This is a genomic window from Paenibacillus sp. M2, from assembly GCF_046713495.1.
Taxonomy (GTDB): Bacteria; Bacillota; Bacilli; order Paenibacillales; family Paenibacillaceae; genus Paenibacillus; species Paenibacillus amylolyticus_B.
The window spans coordinates 6,634,908-6,655,343 of the sequence record NZ_CP169648.1; the positions used below are offsets into that span (position 1 = coordinate 6,634,908).

The 20,436-nt window shown below is 43.2% G+C and carries 9 protein-coding genes; all 9 read right to left on the reverse strand.

What is annotated here, in order from left to right; translation table 11 throughout:
- Positions 1-26: 26 nt before the first annotated feature.
- Positions 27-2,750 (reverse strand): stalk domain-containing protein, encoded by a 2,724-nt coding sequence (locus ACETMN_RS30310; RefSeq protein ID WP_091012989.1) that lies wholly within the window; start codon positions 2,748-2,750, stop codon positions 27-29.
- A gap of 303 nt (positions 2,751-3,053) precedes the next feature.
- Positions 3,054-6,779: an Ig-like domain-containing protein gene (locus ACETMN_RS30315; RefSeq protein WP_411735480.1), complete on the reverse strand. Its 3,726-nt coding sequence runs from the start codon at positions 6,777-6,779 to the stop codon at positions 3,054-3,056.
- Between the two features lie 212 nt (positions 6,780-6,991).
- Positions 6,992-8,194: a methionine adenosyltransferase gene (gene metK, locus ACETMN_RS30320; RefSeq protein ID WP_036612510.1), complete on the reverse strand. Its 1,203-nt coding sequence runs from the start codon at positions 8,192-8,194 to the stop codon at positions 6,992-6,994.
- Positions 8,195-8,449: 255 nt separating this feature from the next.
- Positions 8,450-8,722: an alpha/beta-type small acid-soluble spore protein gene (locus ACETMN_RS30325; protein WP_017691962.1), complete on the reverse strand. Its 273-nt coding sequence runs from the start codon at positions 8,720-8,722 to the stop codon at positions 8,450-8,452.
- A gap of 147 nt (positions 8,723-8,869) precedes the next feature.
- A complete protein-coding gene (locus tag ACETMN_RS30330) occupies positions 8,870-9,436 on the reverse strand; it encodes a hypothetical protein (RefSeq protein ID WP_091012986.1) in 567 nt (188 codons plus the stop codon).
- 140 nt (positions 9,437-9,576) lie between these two features.
- The gene (locus ACETMN_RS30335) at positions 9,577-12,174 is read right to left on the reverse strand and encodes a hypothetical protein (RefSeq protein ID WP_091012984.1); all 2,598 of its coding nucleotides are present in this window, start codon (positions 12,172-12,174) and stop codon (positions 9,577-9,579) included.
- Between the two features lie 151 nt (positions 12,175-12,325).
- Positions 12,326-15,298: an S-layer homology domain-containing protein gene (locus tag ACETMN_RS30340; protein WP_256974933.1), complete on the reverse strand. Its 2,973-nt coding sequence runs from the start codon at positions 15,296-15,298 to the stop codon at positions 12,326-12,328.
- Positions 15,299-15,944: 646 nt separating this feature from the next.
- Positions 15,945-16,286: a hypothetical protein gene (locus ACETMN_RS30345; protein WP_047840687.1), complete on the reverse strand. Its 342-nt coding sequence runs from the start codon at positions 16,284-16,286 to the stop codon at positions 15,945-15,947.
- 206 nt (positions 16,287-16,492) lie between these two features.
- Entirely contained in the window at positions 16,493-20,392 is a 3,900-nt protein-coding gene (locus ACETMN_RS30350; protein ID WP_091012979.1) for an S-layer homology domain-containing protein, read from the reverse strand.
- Positions 20,393-20,436 lie beyond the last annotated feature (44 nt).

The following is a 20,436-nucleotide window of genomic DNA, read 5'->3' on the forward strand; positions in this document are numbered from 1 at the left end:
TCGTTTCCGGTATATATCATACCATATCACGATGAGATGGTAACGGTCTTCGTTTTCTGTTCCCATTTTACAGTCAGACCAAGTTGCTCGGAAACGAGTCTAAGCGGGACTAAAGTCCTACCACCCGTTACGTATGGTGCAACAGTTGCGCTCTGTCTTTTACCATTCAGAATGAATTCTTTATGCCCTACAATCAGATCAATCAGCTTGCCACCACGTAATACCGTGATCCGCTGATTTTTGCTATCCCAGCTTGCCTGACCACCAAAAGCGTCCAAAACATGTTTGATTGGCACATACGTCGTACCATTTTTCAGGACTGGTGCTGCATCAATTGCTTTTTTCGTTCCATTCACCGTCATCGATTTCTGTCCAAGCACAAGCGAAGCTGTTCCCGTAGGTAATCCAACTTCACTGGACTTGGAAGGCATCGTGAATGCGATATTGTCAAAAGCAACCGTACCTGATTTCGCACGCTCATCCTGACCCTCTTCTACATTCACCACATAGACCCGCTTCAACTTCGCCGGGTAGGCAATGTTTAGTCCGTTCAGGTCCACGCTCAGCTTCTTCCATCCGTTCCAGTCAATCGCCTTGGCGAGATCGGCATATACCGTTTTCCCATTGGCATCCGTGAATTCAGCACGCAGCCAATTCAGGCTCTTATCTCCCATAACATCCATCGACATCGATGTAGCTGCAGCAGATACTTCTCTGCCGGTAGAACCATTCAGTTGTGCATAAGCATACATTTTGCCTGTTCCAGCAGTCATATCATAATCGAGTTGCAGCACATTCGAGCCGGCTTTTTCACCAGTTCCTGCTGTAACGGTTGCCGTACCTGTTACACCCGCTGCGTTTGTCGTGAAGTTGATCGGATAATTCACATTATCGAAGTTCTCCCAGATCGTTTCGCTTGCAGAAGCCGAGAGTACTACGACTGTACTGTAACCATCATAACGACCAATCGCATATCCCACTTGTGCACCTGAATTAACGGAAGATACGGTTAATTGGTCAGCAGTCACTTTACCTTTGAATCCGATAAATTCCCATGTCAGCGAGTCCGCCGGAACCGTGACACTTTGTCCGCTCTTCGTTGTTGCTGTCACCGGGATGGACATCGTTGTGCCTGCTTTGAGCGAACCAAGACCTGATCCTGCTGTCAGAGAAGCCAGTTCACTTCCACCCAGTACCGATACTTTAATGGAGGATGAAGCTCCATTGCTCGTTGCCGTCAACGTTGCTGTGCCTGGCTTCACGCCTTTGATCGTGCCGTTGCTAACACTCACGATGCTGTTGTTGCTGGACTTCCAGGACATGCTGATATCGCCTGTTGCGATCGGGTTGTAGTAGGTGTCATATCCTTTGGCTGTGTACTTGCCCTCTTGCCCCACCAGCAACGTTTGGCTGCCACTCACGGCAAAGCCCTTCAGTTTACCTGCAGGAGCCGTAGAGAACACACCCAGCGTGTTTACAACCTGACGTTGCTCGGTGCCATACTCTGTGTTGAACGTCAGACCGGCGGTTTGCTCACCTAACGGACGTGTTACCATCGTGGTGGAGCCGCCTCCATCCAGGTTCATGCCTTTCCATACACCCACACTGGTCATAAAGGATTGCAGTTCCGTTAGCGACATCCCGCTGCTGTTACTGTTTTTCTCCGCTGCAATGATGTAGACATACCGACCATCCTGGGAGTATCCTACTGCCGTTCTTGCACGAATGCCACCGATGCCGGAAGATGCGATATCACGGGAAAAGGATGCTGTCTTTCCACCGTTCACAAGAATCGTATGACCGCCAATCATCATCTCCAGGTTACTTGGATCGACCGATTGTCCGGTCGTTTTGCCTTTCAACTTGTAATCCGCATCCAAGGTTTGCCCAACAGATAGATGGCTCATGATCCATGTCGCCGCTGTTCCATGCGCACGCAAAATGTACCCATCCTTCGGCACCGTCATGTTTAACGCTTTTTTATCCGAGATTTGGGTAACTACTCCGTTCTGCACGAGAACCTCTGTCGGCGTTGTGGAAGGGTCATTTGGACGTTTGGTGGACGTCCATGCCGGTGTATAAATATACATCGAGTTGGCATGACTATATTTCACCGCACCCGACTCTACCGTGTAATCCTCTTTATTTATCCCACGCAAAGCAAAGGTTGAACCATCCTGTGCCTTCACAGTTCCGTCAAAGGAATACTCGTCAATCATCGGTTTGCCATCCTTGGTCACCGTGAGGGCATACATCCCTGACAGTTCAGATGGTGTGGAGACCAGTACGCCATCGGAGACCTGTCCACCAATGGGCGCGAGCTCCCCGGATACATTGAAGTAATCGCCATTCACAGCAGCTACTGCACCATTTTCTTTAGCCATGGCCCCTGTGCTCTGTTTACTGTTCAGATTACCGCCCTTGCCTGTCATTACATCCAGCTTCACATACGGGTTCTGCAGATCCACCTGGATTACATCCGCCAGTACGTTGACCTTGGAACCGGAACGTGTTGTTGTATATCTGTATTTCATGAGCTTCGCACCCGAAGTCAGAATTTCTTCACTCAACTTGCTTGTATTCGTAGATGCCGCTGCGGCCACCGATTGCCACGAAGTGCCTGACCACATCTGCCCGCCTGCGCTCATCACCGGTGCAATCCAGATTACACCCGCCAGCGTCACAATTGCCCATTTCTTCACCTTACTGCCCTTAACGTCTTCCAGCTGTTTCCCATGTTTCCCCAGCATGTCTGAAACGTCTCTCCCATCTTGTATATCAATCTTAGACATCACGAACACTGCCAAGTAGGCAGCCGATAGCGAGATCCCTAGTATACTCTTCTATTAATAGACTGCTTTTTGTGGAAAAAGTTACGTTTGTCCCCTATATTAGCATGCATTCATTATGAAAATAACACACTTTCATATCTCGGATGTAATATTCCATTCATTCATATATAGGTATATATAAAAAGAAACACATCAGCGTGAGTAGTTCGGCCGATGTGCTTTTTAGATACCTAACAATGATTATGTCTTTAAGATTATCGGTTAAAGATAACCAATTCTATTTAGCATACGTTTTAGCATGACTGCCGCTTGTGCTTTTGTTGCATGTGCCAGCGGCTTAAATTCAGTATCCGACACACCATTAATAATTTCTGTCTGTACTGCTTTGGCAACAATGTCCTTGGATTTAATAGATTTCTTATCCTTGAATTTAGATAAGGTATCCTTAACTGACAGTTGAAGGGGTGCTGATTGCCCAGCATAATTCATTGCTCTCATCAACATAATGGCCATTTGTTCCCGGGTGATGAATCTATTGGGTTGGAATTTATTATCTCCAACCCCCTCAATAATTTTCGCCTCCACTGCAGCGCCTATATATGCATAAGTTGAACTGTTTGCATTCAAATCTCGGAACTGTTGTGCAGCTGCACGATTGCCTTTTAGCCCTAATCCTTTGGCAATCAACTCAGCAAACTCTGCTCTAGTGATTTTCATATCTGGCTTAAATGCAGTAAGGTTATCAGCACTTATGATCCACTTGGAGGCCAACTCTGTAATAGCATCTCGTGCCCATGGTTTTGCATTCGGGAAACTTACCAAATGAGTCACGGGGGCTACGATCTGATTACCGTTTAATTTACCTCTAGCAACCATTCCAGATGTTGTAGTTCTGAAATTTGTTGGTACATAGGATAAAGTCTGTGTGTTCGAATCCACAGCAGTGAATCCGGATAAGACTGTTGACGTGTTTCCAGGAAGTTGTATCCAAAACTGACTTTTGATATTCTGTTCTACAGTTTGCCCAGTATTTCCGTTATAGAGCTCAATATGAACTTCTGTCACGTTAGCCAGTCGCTGAGCGTTCGAACTTGTTAGCATATACTCTAACGTTCCTAAGGAGAATATAGGAAGGGCCTCTAACTGCACATATAATATGGCAGTACCAGGGGCTGTTGTTATCCCTGCACTTTGTCCCATAGCCACAACTTCCAGTTGCGACAAGGGCACAAGCCAGACACTATCACTATATTTAATGCCAAATGAACCAGTGCGGTAAGTTGCAGCTATCCGAGAGAGCGTATGAAACGGGATTCCCACAGATGCTGTTGCTTCACTCTCTGGAACTTCGAACATGACGGGTTGGTTTAGTTTCCCGCTTGTATACGCATATTCAAATGCTTGGGCAAGCTTGGTCTCATCAATGGTAAACTGCCGTGTTGGACGATTGTTCCGTGAAGTTATAGTTTCGACAGCAGCTGTATCACTTTTCATAATGTACATTGATTGTCCAAAACCGGATTCAGCTGCACCTACTTCACTAATCCATGAGGGACGGCCCTCCAATGGAGCAGTGGGTGTGGGTGTAGCTGTATCTACCTCTTTTATTTGCAATGTCAGTGGACCAAAAGCATCTACTTCAGTATTAAGAGCATCCCGAAGCGAAACTGCACCCGGTGTATAACTAACGATTCCTGTTTGTCCTGCAGATGCAGAAGTGGGCAACTTTAAAGTAACAACTGAGCCGGATGCCGATGCGGAGCTAACAGCTACGTTATTGCTACCAATCTGTACTCTGAACTGAGCTGGACTTAATGCAGACTCTGCCTTTAAAGCATTACGGAAGTTAATGAGTATCGTGTCTCCTTGTAACACACCAGACAGGATCGTTCCATTTCCATATGTGTACGTCACGGGGGTTAAATTCAAGTATCCCGCCGGGTTTCCGTTTAGGTCCGTTAGACGGCTCGTTCCAGGAACGTAAGATAGCGTCACAGTCTGTGTACTTGTAACTGGCGAGGCCAATGTCAGTGTAACGACATCATCTTCAATTTCCGAATCATTAACAAACACAGCTTTCCCGTCTACCAGCACCGAATACTGACTTTTCAAAGGTTTATTTGATCTACTTAGCGGTTCGTTGTAGCGAATCCATAGTTTATTGCCGCTGACCTCCGCGCTTTGGAACTCAGGGTTCTTCGTGTCAATACTATTACGAACGTAAAATTCGCTAAATCCGGCAAGCGCTTGACCGCGACTATCCTTTACAGCCCATTCACCCGGCTGATAGGATACACGGACGACTTCACCATTCGTAATCGAACGACTAAGGTTCAGGGTGATAAGTGAACTGTTATTGGTAGAAATGCTACTTACACCCACAGAATTCCCATCCGCAGTCACGCTGAATTGTTTATATGCTTCACTAGAGTTAATATATACGGTCTCAGGATAATAGAGATTGACCGTACTGTTATAGACGCTGCCTTCTCTAGGCTTGGACATGATTGATTCCAAACTATTTTCCACATCTCTGGCTCCGAAGGCAGCTGCCGCATTCATAGATAAATCCTGAATTTTGCGCGTTGATGTTCCAGAGGAGTATCCAATGCGAACCACTTGTCCTACTGCTACACCTGTATCTAGAACTACGTAAACACTATCTCCAGACACATAAGACGTAGATACACTACGTGACTCCCCATTAACAGTAACGGAGAAACTGGATGGCAGAGGATCAAGACTTGAGAGCAATTTATCATAGGTCAGACGAATAATGGTATTACTGTACATTTTGGAGGTTTTTAGAACAGGAGCAGTTCGATCTAACGTTAGTGTACGGAATGTCCACGATGTGGCTCCGTTAAGTCCTGTATACAGATTACCTGATTTGTCTCGCAACACTCCTCCTGGAATATCCACGGTATAGCTTGTATTGCTAGTTAGACTACTCGATGGGATAATTCGCAGCTGTCGATGATTCGAGCTATTGACAGACGTAGATGTTGTTATTACTGCTCCGCTCGCATTTCTTAGCGTTACTGATCCGGGATAGCGAGGATCAAGCTCTTTGTTATATGTAACTGTCAGCTCTCCTGTCAGCGCGACTCCACTCGCTCCGTTAGATGGTGATAGAGAAGATACCACTAAGGAAGTTGGGTCTGATTGAAAAACTGTAAACTGCCACCCGTTAATTCCTGTTCCAGCGACATCATTCCCTGCCTTGTCTCTTAAAGCTCCTTGATCTATGTCAACTGAGTATGTGGCATTATTGGAAAAACTTTTCACGGGATCAATTGTAAGCGTATTGCCGCTAATCACGACACGAGACTGCGGTAGAGCCATGTCATACTGCTCAAACTCAACGCCGCCTTCGTAAATTACGATTTCTCCCACACCAGCATCAATTGGATTGCTAAAAGTTACTTGTAAATTTGAATCACGAGTAACAGAAACTGCACCGTTAACTGGGAATAAAGAATTTATAGTCGTAGCCCCTAGTCCCAAGGTATAGAATGACCAAGCTTCTTCATTTAAGCCATCAAAAGGCTCATTATCTCCGTATTCAAAGGATTTCGCTCCGATTCGAATGGCGTAGTGCCCACCCTTTAATGTTTCGTTCAACTGAAAATTAATGATTTTTCCTACACCTGGGATATCAGCGGAATCGGCTAAAACATTTACTGCAGAATTCACAGGAACTTCTGCAACCAGCTTGTTCTCCGGTAATCTGTATATGGATATGTTCTCTAGCGTACCTGTAACTTTTCTTACTGGCTTCTTGAAGACAAGACTAAATGGTAATGTACTATCAACGTTTCGAGCACCTAATGCTGGCACAGATGACTCAATCCCCAAACCTGTTAAATCGTCATCTGCATATGCAGTACTCTCTTTCAACCCCAAACCACTATACCAACCTTGCGTAGTCAATAATACAATTAACAATCCGATGATCCCCTTGCGGATCATTCCTTTTATACTCACCTTTCGTTCCTCCTCATCCAGATTCAACTGTTTATTCCATGTATAGACCTCTTTATGTATTTCGGCAAAAAGGAAATATTTGATTAGCGAATAGTTATTATATGTAAATATAACTTTTTTTGAAATTAGAGATATCCATAATACTAATGCAAAAAAAGAAGCCCAAGATTCCTTATAGGAATCTTGGGCTTCTACACGTGTTGAACAGAAGCTTACAGACCTGCTTGAGTTTTCAAAAGGTCTACTTTGTCCACTTGCTCCCAAGGAACATCCAGGTCTGTACGGCCGAAGTGACCGTAAGCAGCGGTTTGTTTGTAGATGGGGCGACGCAGATCCAGCATACGAATGATGCCAGCCGGACGAAGATCAAAGTTGTTACGCACGAGCTCAACCAATTTCTCTTCGCTGACTTTGCCAGTTCCGTATGTATCCACGTTGATCGATACCGGGTTGGCTACACCAATCGCGTAAGCGAGCTGGATTTCAACTTTGTCTGCAAGTCCTGCAGCTACAAGGTTTTTCGCTACGTAACGAGCCGCATATGCTGCAGAGCGGTCTACTTTAGTTGGATCTTTACCAGAGAACGCACCACCGCCGTGACGTGCATAACCGCCGTAGGTATCTACGATGATTTTACGTCCAGTAAGGCCTGCATCTCCCTGAGGTCCGCCAATAACGAAGCGTCCTGTTGGGTTGATGAAATATTTAGTCTGCTCATCCAGCAATCCAGCTGGAACGACAGGCAAGATGACATGTTCTTTAATATCTTTTTGGATCTGCTCCAGCGTAGTCTCTTCAGCGTGCTGAGTAGACACCACGATTGTATCCACACGTACCGGTTTGTCACCGTCGTATTCAATCGTTACTTGCGTTTTACCATCCGGACGAAGATATTCCAATGTACCGTTCTTACGCACTTCCGCCAGACGACGCGCGATACGGTGGGACAGAGCGATTGGCAAAGGCATGAGTTCAGGTGTTTCGTTCGTTGCAAAACCGAACATCAGACCTTGGTCACCTGCACCAATGTTTTCTGTTTCACGAGCGACTTGTTCCGGGTCACGGTTCTCAAGCGCTGCGTTAACGCCTTGGGCAATATCAGCGGACTGCTCATTCAGAGAAGTCAGAACTGCACAAGTGTTATAATCAAAACCGAACTTGGCACGTGTGTAGCCAATATCCTTAATTGTATTACGAACGATGGACGGAATGTCCACGTATTCAGAAGCTGAACTGATTTCACCGATGACAAGCACTAAGCCTGTGGCTACGGAAACTTCGCAAGCTACGCGAGCATTGGGGTCGTTTGCAAGAAACGCGTCCAATACGGCGTCTGAGATCTGATCGCAGATTTTATCCGGATGTCCTTCAGTTACAGACTCCGATGTAAATAGATGCCGGCCTTTAACAGACATGAAGTTTCAACCTCCCATAACTAGTAGTATGGCGATTGCCCGAACAAAACATGACAGCGATTCGTTCACTGTACCCTCGAAGCTTTCCAAAATGGAATAAGGACGCAGAGTCCGCAGTACCGAAGATAAGGATTTTTCAGGTAATTGCCTCAAACGAAAATCAACCTTTCCCTAGTGGAAAAGGTTGCATACCTCAAGTGCCATCTTAACGTATTTGTCAAGACGTGTCAAACGAAATGGGGTAAGGAAAATGCCCTATAAGTGCTGCTCTGCCTGACGAATTAGCCTTTTGGTGATCTCTCCACCAACCGATCCATTCTCGCGGGAAGTCAGATGTCCCCACCCTTTGTATTGCCCATAAGAGTGATCACTCACTTCACCCAGTTCAGATCCAAATTCTGTATCCGCACCAGCCAAACCTCTGCCACCATAACCTACATTGAGACCAAACTCTGCAGCAATCTCATACTTCATCTGATCCAGCATTTGACGACTTTCGGGTACCACTTTGCGATTGCTTCTAGCCATGTTCCTGCACCTCCATTAATTGATTGTCAACAGTTATAGAGTGAGCAGGAACAAGGCACGCTAGCCGTATTAATGATTGTTAGAACTGGGTAATCTGAGCAAATGAAATGTATGACGAATGAATAATTCCTTTAACAGCTACAAATCCTATTTCAGAGTGTATCCACCGCGAACCATTACGGTTAAGCTGTATTTGTTCCCTTCCAATACCGTGATTCCCCGTCCATCCCTTGGAAAAGAGAGCAGGTGATTGGTCGGCGCTGCCTGTCCATTCGTCAGGTCAATCCCGTCCGTCAGATCAGCTACACCATTCGTACCTTCACTGACGATCACAGCTTTACCGCTACGTACAATGAACTCCGCGCCAGACTTGCCAATCAGCTGTTGACCCGGCTTCACCGTTACGATCTCAACGGCATCAGAAGCGCCTGAGACCAGTGGAGGAAGTGAAGTGTCTCCACCTGTGCTACCTGAGTTTCCGGTTCCAGCAGAGCCGTTATTGCTGCCAGATGAGTTGCCAGAACCTGTGTTAGTGCCTCCACCCAGTGCTTTTTGAATCTGCTGGTCTACATAACTCTTCGTTACAACCGGATCGTCTGCTGTTCCTGGCTGGCTTGTACCTGCACCGATGGCTGTATTGCTGTATACCGACCCAACCCACACGCCAACACCAATCGCGAGCGCAGCAAGGGATACTTTCATATAAGGTTTCATGTGAATCATTTTCCTCCTCTGGTAATCTATTAACTTTAACTATAGAGAAAAAATAGGGATGCGACAAGCAAAACCTCGTTTCCTTTGGGGTGGAAACGAGGTCTTGTGGACAAATCTAACGATTATTCGAATATCTGCATTTATCTCAAATCAACCGGTTCTTCCTTCGGAAGCTTGGTTAAGTCATATCCGTAGCTCTGTTCTGCAAGACGAAGACGTTGTCCCTGGAACTGATCATCTACGCTTAAGCGATATGAACCACCACGCAACTTCTCGTAAAAGCTATCTTCTACGCTCCAGCTCAGTGTCTGGTTGGTTCCCACTTTCAGATCGGTTCCCAAAGTCAGCTCTTTCTCATATGATTTACCTGCTTGGTCCGTCATTGTAAGGATTAACTTGTGCTCGTTCTCACCCATCTCAATCTCTTCATTACGGGATAAGCTGTAATTCATCTCGATCTGTACAGACGAACTCCCTGCCAGATATGCTCTCACACTGTTGGCAGTCCAAGAGTAAGGATAAAGATTAATATTGGTCAACGAGCCTTGAACACTAATGGAGGTTGGCGGCACTTCAAATGCCAGAGCATTCACATAAGCCGTCGCTTCACCTTCACCGGTTACAAACTTGCTGTCTGCAATACCTTCACCCACAATCAGGCGCAGGTCTGAGAAAGTAACGGACTTCGGAATCTTAGCCCAGAACGTAACAATCGACTTTTGACCCGGTCCAGGCAGACGCTCTGCTTGCTTCGCTGTTGCTCTGTAATACTGGCCATCCGATGTTTTGAAGTAACCTACCAGTTTACCGAGAACACTTTGACGTAGTGATTTGTTAGTCATCTCGAATTCGGTATATACGATGTCCGATGACGTTCCCGGATAACGAATCGTTCTCCGCACACCCATTTCGGTCTCTTTATCAGCAGTACCCGATGTGTATGTCTTGCCGCTTCCAACATAAGATACAGGCGGAATTAATCCAGACGTATTTAACGTAATCCACTCATTCGTCTCTTCTTCACTAACTTTCTCGTTTAGACTAAGTTCGAGACGAGATATACGTATTTCAGAAGGAATCTTGGTCAAAAGGTAAGCCTCGGTTGTCATGCCGGCTCCAAGTAGCTTGCCACTTTGTGTGTAGATTAACTTCTTGTCTCCTTCAATCTCAGCAGAATCAATCATAAACATTGCTTCAAGTTCAGGAAGTTGAACTGTTTTGTTACCTGCATTACGAATGGTCACTTTTGCGGCAATAATATCACTATCAAGCCAAGGCAACCGCTGTAACGATCCAAAAGACACACCAAATGTTCCTTTGTTATTCTTAATGACCGTTTCGGTTGTCAATCCATCTCCACTGGATACAGATTCAGGAATCCCATAGACACCTACAGGATAGGAGAAGACAAATCCATTTGTTGGAGAAGACGTTGTGGATTCTGTGCTTTCATTTTTGTCTACCGGACTCATCACATACAACTTGATTTTGCTCGTATCTCCATCACCCTGAAGGGTTGCACTGAGCTTAATTGTCTTGATATCCCCCGGGTTCAACTTCAATGTATCCAATGCTTTAGTTTCAATCGGATAGATTGTTCCGTCTGTATTTCGTACCTCGAAGGTATATGTCGGCACCTTAATGGCTTTCTTACCTTCATTCTTGAGCTTCATTTGAAGGTTAAGACTATACTCACCATCATCGATTCGGACTTTGGCAGATTCAAGCAATGTGGACAGTCGTTGTCCTTCAACTGAAATAATGTTTGGTTGATTGGCAGCAACCTCTACATTCGTTTTGCTAGCTTCTGGCAATTGCAATGCAGCAACAGGCAGAACACTTTTCTCTTCACCCTGTTCCTCTACAAGTAACAGCTCAGACTTTTGCAGCTTCACTGACGTAGGAAGAGATGCCATCAGACTGAGAGCCTTATTAGCTTGAGCCTGAATACTGACACTCGTACTGTCTTTATCCGGTGTTAACGGATAGTTCGTACCACTTGGCGTACGTAAAATCCATTTGATATTCGGATTTTCTAGCAATTTATAACTGATATTGTTTAAATTCACGCCAATTTTCACATACTGATTCTTATCTTCACCTGGAAACACTTTAATACCTGACACTTTCACCTTCACAGCAGAATCGCTTAGACGAACCGTCTTTGGTTTTCCTACAGGTGTGGTAATGCTATAGGATGCGGGCACGTTAAACTTACCCAGCGTACGTTCATAGTTAGCTTGACTGAAATCCCATTTCACGATGAGGAAGTTCAGATCACTGAGTTTCACCTCGCGACCCACTTTCATGACATATGTCAAGTCAATTGTTGATCCAGGCGCGACTGTTTTCTTTTCCTGATCTTTTGCGATCAGTTTGGGCGAGAACGATGTTCCACCCTTGGTTTTCACTTTGCTCCAGTAATCGAGCATCATCATTGGGGTACTATCATTGTTCTTGTAAGACAATGTATACGTAACCACGTTACCATCATCCTGCGCCAAAATATTTACATCTGTTAATCTTACGGAACTTCGTGCAGTCACTTTAACAGCCGATAGGTTACCGAGTGTATGTACAACCTGTTTCGTGGTTGTTGTCGTTTTCTTCGATGTACTGCTATTTGAACTGGTCGCAGACGTTTTATTGGTTGTGCTCGCCGCCATGGCAATGCCAGCCGTTGAACTGATCAACAAGACACTCGCGAGCAAACTTACAAACATTTTCTTTTGATTCACTTCCAAACCTCCCATAAGTTGCTTGTTGCTCTTATAGTATAAACGTTTGGAAAGGTGAGAAAGTTACGATGTTGTTGTGTTTTATCGAATAAACCACAAATAAAAAAGACCCTTAGATTTCTCTAAGGGTCTGCTCTAAAAAACTTATAAATTAGTACTGTCTTTGTACGGAAACGTTGGAAGCATCAGCAGCGTTACCGGATTTGTCAGTTACAAATTTGTTAGTTGCATTTGTAGAATTGAGGTACAGTTCTACATAAGAACCAGCCAACTGTGTATCACCAGCAGCTTCAAATGTAACTACTACTTCATTACTGTTAGTACCAGCAGCAACTGCAGTAACGGTAGCTTCGGATCCGCCAAGGCGAGCCAAGAAACCAGTAGTGTTGTTAGCAACATTCAAAGCTTCGTTGAATGTCAATGTAGCTGTGTATTGTTTCTTACCATTGGCTTGGACTGTACCTTCAACAACATTGAGGGTAGTGTTTGCTGCCAATTTAGGTGCAATACCATCTTTCAAACCTTCGTTAACAGTACCAACTTTAATACCATTAGGACTTACAGATTGGATGTTTTCAACTGAACGAATCGTAACAAAGTTAGCTGTGGAAGCTGTTGCATCCAAAGATTGACCTGTAGTGATTTCGAAGTGAGCCAAAGTGTTACCATCTTTAGTCTCAACACTGTTCAATTTCAAACCGTAAGTTGCGCTAGTCGCGCTGATAGCGAAGTCACTTGCACTTACAGAGGACAAGTATCCATTGAATTGAACTTCAATTTTCTTGTCAGATACAGCTTTAGCAGACTCAACACCAATTTTTCTGGAGTCTTTAGCTACAACAGGCGTAGAAACTACGTTTCCAGCGATGTAGTTATCTTTAGTATCTGCTACATTAGCGATACGCAGATTCAGAGTATCAGTTGCAGCCAGGTATCCATTTTCTTTGGCAGGCAAGGAAATGCGCACTTGTTGTGCATTTACTTGAGTTACCTCAGTGTTGTTAGGAAGCGGCAACAAAGATCCACCGTTGATTTGGTAGTTATATTTGTTTGGATCGATCGCACTACCGTTACCACTTACAGCCATTTCTTTGCTGAATGTAACGTAGATATCCAGATCTTTCAAAGATCCATTACCAGTGTTTTCTTGAACGAACCAAGCATCGTTAACTTTTGGTTTAGCAACGTCACTTACATCTACAGTAGTAGTGTATGGCAACATTGTGTTTGCAATTGCAGCGATATCACGGATACCAGCGATTTCCAAAGTATATTTACCTTGTGGCAACTCACCGATTGTAGTGATTTGTACACGTCTGTTACCAGTGCCATCTACGAATTTAGGAGCATTAACTGGGTGACCAGCAGCTGTGAAGCCTCTAGTTGTAACCAGTTCGCCTTTTTCATTCTTCAAAGTGAAGTTAGCGTTTGCTGTTTTAGCAACATCAGTAGATTCAACGGCTTTGCTGAATTCAATAGTGAATACGTGGTTGTTGTTGTAAACTTCAGCAGTTACAGAAGCAACTTCTGGACGAGTAGTGTCAATCACTGGAGTCACTTTAGAAGTACGTGTAGCAGAGTTGTTGCTATAGTCTGTTACGCCTTCCAAAGTAATTGTGTTTTCACCCAAGCTAAGCTTGTTGTCGTTTTCGAAGTCAACAGTTACTTTGTTATCTTCAACAGTAACAGTTCCTGTTTTACCAGAAGACGTGTGGTAAGCTTTGCTCACGGATTTAACAGACTCATTAAATTCGATTTCTACTTTGTTCAGGTTTGTAGCTTTAGCACTAACTACTTCTGGAGCTGTAGTGTCTTCAACTACTTCGAACTCAACTTCTTTTTGCAGAAGTTTGTAACCTGCATAGTCTTCAACACCATTTACTGTCAATGTGTGTTTACCAACGCTCAGGTCAGTTGTGATAACTGCAACACTTGGATAAGTGAAGTTAACATATCCAGAAATTGCTTTACCGTCGATGCGGAAGTTAGAAGTTGTGTTTACAGAAGAAGCTTTAACCGGCTCAGAGAATACAACTTTGAAAGCTTTAGTTCCGAGGCCTTTTACTTCTGAAACTTCTGGCAAAGTAGTGTCAACTGGAGTCACTGTTACTGTCTCTTTGAACACTTTTGATTTGTCAGAGTTTTTAACATTGCTTACATTCAACTTGTAAGCTTTTTGGGAAGTGAATGTTTGTTCTGCTGGCAGCAACAAAGTTACTGTTTTCTTGTCAGAAGACAATGTAGCAGATTTGAATTTGAATCCGTCTACTGTGTAGTTAGACTCAAGCTCAGCGCTATCAGCATCAACATCACCATCAAATGTTACAACAACTTGTTTAAGGTTGTTAGCAGTTGCACTTACAACTTTTTGAGCTGCAGTTACAACATAAGTAACTTTCTCAGTGAAAGTTTTATCTTTGTAAGTAAATTTCACTTCAGTTTCTTTGTTAGCTTCAAGAGCTTTATCCAAAGTTACTTTTACAGTTTCGCCGTCGCTGATTTTGAATTCAACTACTTTACCAGCTTCGGATACTGTGTAAGATTCAACTTTAATGCTTTGAGCTTCATCAATGGAGTAAGCTGCACCTACCAACAATTCACGGGAAGCATTACCAGAGAAGTTAGCGTTAGCGTCGATCAGACCTGCGTTGATCGCTGCTTGAACATAACCTTTAGCCCATGCTGCTGCATTGTTGTTAGTTTCAGTTGGGATTTCAAGATCAAGTGCACGAGTCAAGATTGTAGCCATTTCAGCTACTGTCACTTTACCGTTGAAGTCAAAGATTTTTTTCTCTACGTTTTTACCTTCCATGATACCTGCAGCAGTTACTGCTTCGATGTAAGGTACAGCCCAGTTTTTAGCTGTGTAGTTTTTGTCAGTGTAAGAAAGAGTTCCTGTGATCTCTTTCAGACCGAGCAATTTAGTGATAACTTTTGCGAACTCAGCGCGAGTCATCTCTTTGTCCAGACCAGCTGTGCCATCTGGGTAACCATTGAAGATACCTTTTGCTTTCAATGCATCAAACTGTTGTTGTGGTGTTACTGCTGTGTCACCGAATGCTACAGATGCAAACATTGAGAATGCCATTGCTGTAGACAGTGCTACGGATAAAATTTTCTTCATAACCTTTTTGTCTCCTCCTTGGGCGTTCATAACATTGGAATTTTCTTTAATAGGGTCGCTCGTATTCCTCATTCTATTGTCGCACCCCCTTTCCAGAGTTATGAGCAAGTTAATATAAATGATGTCTGTGAGCATATCACAGAAACTTGTAAACAATAATAAATGATGTCTGTGAGCATATCACAGAAACTTGTAAACAATAATAAATGATAGAATCATACGTAAATAGAGTAGTTTCCTAATCCTACCTTACGTATTATACAATGGGTCTCTCGTGCCGTAAAGCAATTTTTTCTAATAAATAGACAAGATTCTTCACGAGGTCATTCTTGGTAAGTTGCCCAATGTTTTCGACTCTACATCTTAAACGCAACAGATTTCAAAAAGTTGCGGATTCATCAAAAAAAGTTTTGAATTTATTTATGTATTGATGCAGTGCGGGTCTTTATTAGATTCAAAACCTTTATCACAGCTGTATTTATAATGATTTTTTCAAGAACATCTTGCGTAAGAAATGATTTAGACGTTTATTTATACCCATTATTTTCCACGATGAAGCGACAAATTCTACAAAATTAAAAATAAAAGAAGAGGTGCCCCAAGGGGCACCTCTTCTTGAAACACTACAATTGCTATAAGCTAACGATTAACGAATCTTCATTGCCAATTCAATAATCTGAGCACGCATATTCGGATCACTATTCAATCTCAGATACATATCGTCAATTGGTTGTCTGTTCTCCCGGTATGTCTTCTCATGCTTCATCGTGGTGTGAGACCATTCAATCAATTCATTCTCGGCCAGAACCAGACTGTTATACGCATCATGGAAGCCAGTGGACTGTACAAGTCCTTCCATTACTTCCTGAGAGATTTCCTCTTTCTTACGTGTATCTTCCAACTTTTTCTCCAGAATGACTGCCTGCTTCTCGAACTGTGTCTTTGCCTTCATGTAACCCAATTGGGCTCTCGAATAAATCGGTTTCATTAGCTAACTTCACCCTCTAGATCATTGTGTATTTACCGTTATTGTATCTTAATCTCTAACAAATTACAAAAATAGTTATTGGTAAAAAACAGATCTCTTCTATTATAAAAGAGTTCTATATGAGTTGCTTCACAGTCATAAAAAGAACCCACCCCTTGCAAAATAAGGGGCAGGTCCTTCCTAAAATGCATTAATCCATCTCAAAACTAGCTTAAGTTTTTAGGGAATACTTTTGTGCTCTTTTTGAGCAATTCAACTGCAATTTTACCCGCTTCTGCACGTGTCAGATTGCCTTTGGGATTAAATGCAAATTGTGGTTTGCTCTGACCTGTTACTGTGACTGGTGAACCTTCCATAATCTTCGCTTTGGTAACAGCTTGTACCGAAGGTCCCGCATAGTTTTCCATGCTACCTGAGTCAATGAAAGACTTGGCCAATGCACTTTGGAGTTTACTATCATTTGTGGCTAATTTGAGTTCAAGCGCTCTCGCAATCATAACAGCTGCCTGCTCACGTGTGAGAGGACGGTCCGGACCAAATACTCCATCGGTCAAACCGGTAATAATCCCTGCTCTAGCTGCTGTTTCAATACTGTCATAATCCCAAGTGAAGGAACTCGTTCCAGGAGCTACATCCGTAAAGGTTCTTCTGCTGTCCGAAGTGATAGGCAAATTCAATCCTTTTACCAGAAGTGTAGCAAACTCACCTCTGGATGTCCGATCATCTGTACCGAATTGTTCAAATCGCAATGGTGTCATAAAGCCTTTGGCATACAATGCATTAAGAATATTTCTGGCCCATCCATGGTTCGTAATATCGTTATAACTTCTTCTCAATTTCATTACTTTGTAATAACCAAAATTATCAAATGGTACAGTAATTGTGTGTTTCTTGGAATCAACTTCTCCACCGATTCGTTTCCATTCTCGACTTGGAGAGTAGTAGAAGACCGATATTGTAGAACCAGCGTCATCAACGACATTTGAATCGTATGTCAATGTCAACGAACCACGAACAGAGGGTTTAATTTTGCGTTCAGTAGGCGTCAAAGGATTACCATACAAAGAATCCAAAGTATACGGACCAATCCCATTCGTTGGCTCCTTGTAATTATCAGTGCCTCTGGTTCCAGATTCCCCGAGACCACCACTAATCCAATAAATCTCTGAGATTGGACTAAAGTTTACAGAATCACCTGTTATAGCAGAGAATCTTCTATAATATTCGTCTGGTACGCTTAATGGATTAGGATCTCCATCCTCTGTTTTAAAACCAACGATACTGCCATAGTCATTGCGACGTTCCACAATTCCCGTATTCGGGTCTGCAATACCAAATAGCAACTTGTTATTCGGGTAAAACTTAGCAATTCCACTATTGTCTGTGCTCTCCATTACTGTCCCTTTTGGAAAACTCAGTTCTAATTGCTTGTTGAATGCAGAGTATTTATTTGCAACTTTAGGTGCCATATACTGTGAATCCACACCTGCAGCACTCGTATAATACACCTCAATTGTATCGGTGGTCTTTACACCACTACGATCAATAGTAAGTTTAATTTTATTCACTTTATCCGCTTTGAGTCCAACATAGTCGAGAGCAAAACGGTCAGATTCCGTTCCTTGAAGTTTTTTAGCCGTTTCTTTGTCTATGACTATCGAAGTTGCTCCCTCAGCTTCAATATCAAAGTGAACAAAGTTTTTGTTAACAACAATTTGGCTACCAGAAGTGGGTTGTGGGGATATAATGCGATAACCAGCAGCTTCCCTTACCACTTCAATCTTTTGACTTGTTTTAGCACCAGTTTTGTTATATAGGTCAAGGGTATAGATATATGTGCCCGGAGTTTCTGCCTTCAAATCTCTTAGACGTACTACAAAATCCTGTTGTCTACCGGTACGATCAACAATAACTGTACCGTTGTTCAAAGCATACTCAGCAGAAATTTCTGGGTCTTCCCATGTTGTACTTCCGGCAGATCCTTCTGGTATGTTCAGTGTAAATATATTTTGGGTACCCATACTCAGACTCATACGAGTAGCTCCTGCACCACGAATAGCCAAATCGAAATTTTTAAGACTTGTGGTGTACTTCTTATCAGCAAATGTAAAATCGGTGGAAAGGTTGAATAAATTCTTCACCCATTGATCGTCAGGATTAAAGGGTTCCAAAAATGTTGAACGAGCTCTACTTGGTGATGGCTGTAGATTTTTAATGGTAGACACATTATTGTCATTGATATAAATGCGCAATTCTTTGGAAACTTCGTTTAACTGCCCCTTATCTCCCGTACCGGTACCTGTAAGTACAATACGGTTTTCCCCGAAGTAAAGAGGTCCCGTGTCTCCGTCTACTTTAATAATAGCCTTAAAGCTACCATCGCTACCCAAGGTAAGCAATTGTTGTGGCGCTGTTGTCCCAGTTGGATTCTGGGGATGAGTAGAATATACTTTGACACCATTTGCAAAAATTTCAGCTACGAAGAAATTGCTATCCAGTGTCGCAAAATCTACATATTTACCTTCAACTGTAATTTCATCGGTCGCCTTTGAGTTCATATCATATGTTTGACCATCCGATAAATTACTTACGAAAATATAATTTTTGGATGCAAACGAAATGGTTGCATTGCGACTTGACGCCGATCCATCAAATTTAAACTGAACTGTCTGATTACCGTTTTTGAAGCCTTTAATTTGATAAATATATTTGGTTGGCGTAACTTGCTGAACGAACTGCAGATCTATCGCACTAGTTCCTCTTGGAAGATACTCAGCTGATAACACTGCACCGTTTGGATTTCTACTTGTCTCAACCAAAATGTAGAAATCCGCCGCATTGACACTTGCACCTGTCAAAGGTACACCATCAGGAATTGCACCTGTTCCTTTATAATCTCTAAGATACTTCAGATCTGTAATGACTGTTTCATTTGCCAAATACTGAAAGTTCATATTTGTTGTTGCCGTGCTTTTACCATATTTCACAGTAAGTGAATGATTCTGCAAACGATCCAATTCCGCAGGAGTTCCGGAGCTGGTAAAAGTAATCGATGGGATATCAAAAGAAATCAAAGCATAGGACGGTGTATTGACTCCAACACTCGGTATCGGTACAACATTTGGAATAATTGTAGAGTTGATTGCACCATCAATTGTAATTTGTGGTAAAGCATTTGTCTCATCGTCTGGGACAAGCAATTCCACCTTCACATTGGCTTCCGCAGGATTTCCTCCATAAGTCGGTCTAGTAGATAACATGCTTTGAGCCAAAGCACCTGGAGCCACGCCCTCTATCAGATCCAATTTAGAGTATGGGTTGGTTTCATCATAGTATAACAATGAGTAATTGAAGACGTTCTTGTCCACGCCACTCTCAATAGTTATTTTCACATCATTTAAACCAGCCTTCAGTCGCATCATCGGAGAATAAAATTGTCCATCCGGTTGCAAAGCGGTTGGAAGAGACTCACCATTATTCAGGGAGACCGTAACTTTGGATGAGTTTTTGGCAACACCACTAAGTGTTACTTCGCCTGTATCCACGACCACTTGAGATCCTTCATTCAGATCAAGGTTGTCTGCTCCTCCAAGAACTTGCAATTTTTCAATATATGGAACAGAATCATACAAAATATAAAAACTCTCTGATCTTTCACTTGGTCCTTGTGAACCTGTGAACGTAACTTTATTCATACCGGCAAACAATGTTAGTGTTGCTTTAAAGCGGTTATCCGGACGATCCGGATCAACTGTTACAACTGCTGGTGCTACTCGTGTGCTATCTGGAACCCAAGTTCCATCTTTAAGATTCATGAGTTGAACGTTGGCACCCAAAGTGGAGCCTGTAACATTCGTGAACGTACCGGTTACAGGCTGTTCACTACTAGTTACCACAAAAGCAGTTGAACGCGATAGCACATCCGTGCCGGTTCCAGTCAATTTGAGGCCTACTGTATCTTTCAATTGGACATTCCCAGCATTATCAGGAGTAAAGTAACTTGTCTGTCCCGCCGCCGATGCGACTGGTGCAAGGCCAGCTGGTATTAGAGATACAACCAGTGCCACCATCATCAGCCAGATTAACGGCTTCTTCGTACGTTGCATTCAATCATCTCTCCTCTTTTTAAGTCAGTTACCTTTATATATCG

Coding starts and splice junctions, on each gene's coding strand:
- ACETMN_RS30310 (WP_091012989.1), bottom strand. CDS start 2,750: ATGCTGGGGAAACATGGGAAACAGCTGGAAGACGTTAAGGGCAGTAAG.
- metK (WP_036612510.1), bottom strand. CDS start 8,194: ATGTCTGTTAAAGGCCGGCATCTATTTACATCGGAGTCTGTAACTGAA.
- ACETMN_RS30325 (WP_017691962.1), bottom strand. CDS start 8,722: ATGGCTAGAAGCAATCGCAAAGTGGTACCCGAAAGTCGTCAAATGCTG.
- ACETMN_RS30330 (WP_091012986.1), bottom strand. CDS start 9,436: ATGAAACCTTATATGAAAGTATCCCTTGCTGCGCTCGCGATTGGTGTT.
- ACETMN_RS30340 (WP_256974933.1), bottom strand. CDS start 15,298: ATGAAGAAAATTTTATCCGTAGCACTGTCTACAGCAATGGCATTCTCA.
- ACETMN_RS30345 (WP_047840687.1), bottom strand. CDS start 16,286: ATGAAACCGATTTATTCGAGAGCCCAATTGGGTTACATGAAGGCAAAG.
- ACETMN_RS30350 (WP_091012979.1), bottom strand. CDS start 20,392: ATGCAACGTACGAAGAAGCCGTTAATCTGGCTGATGATGGTGGCACTG.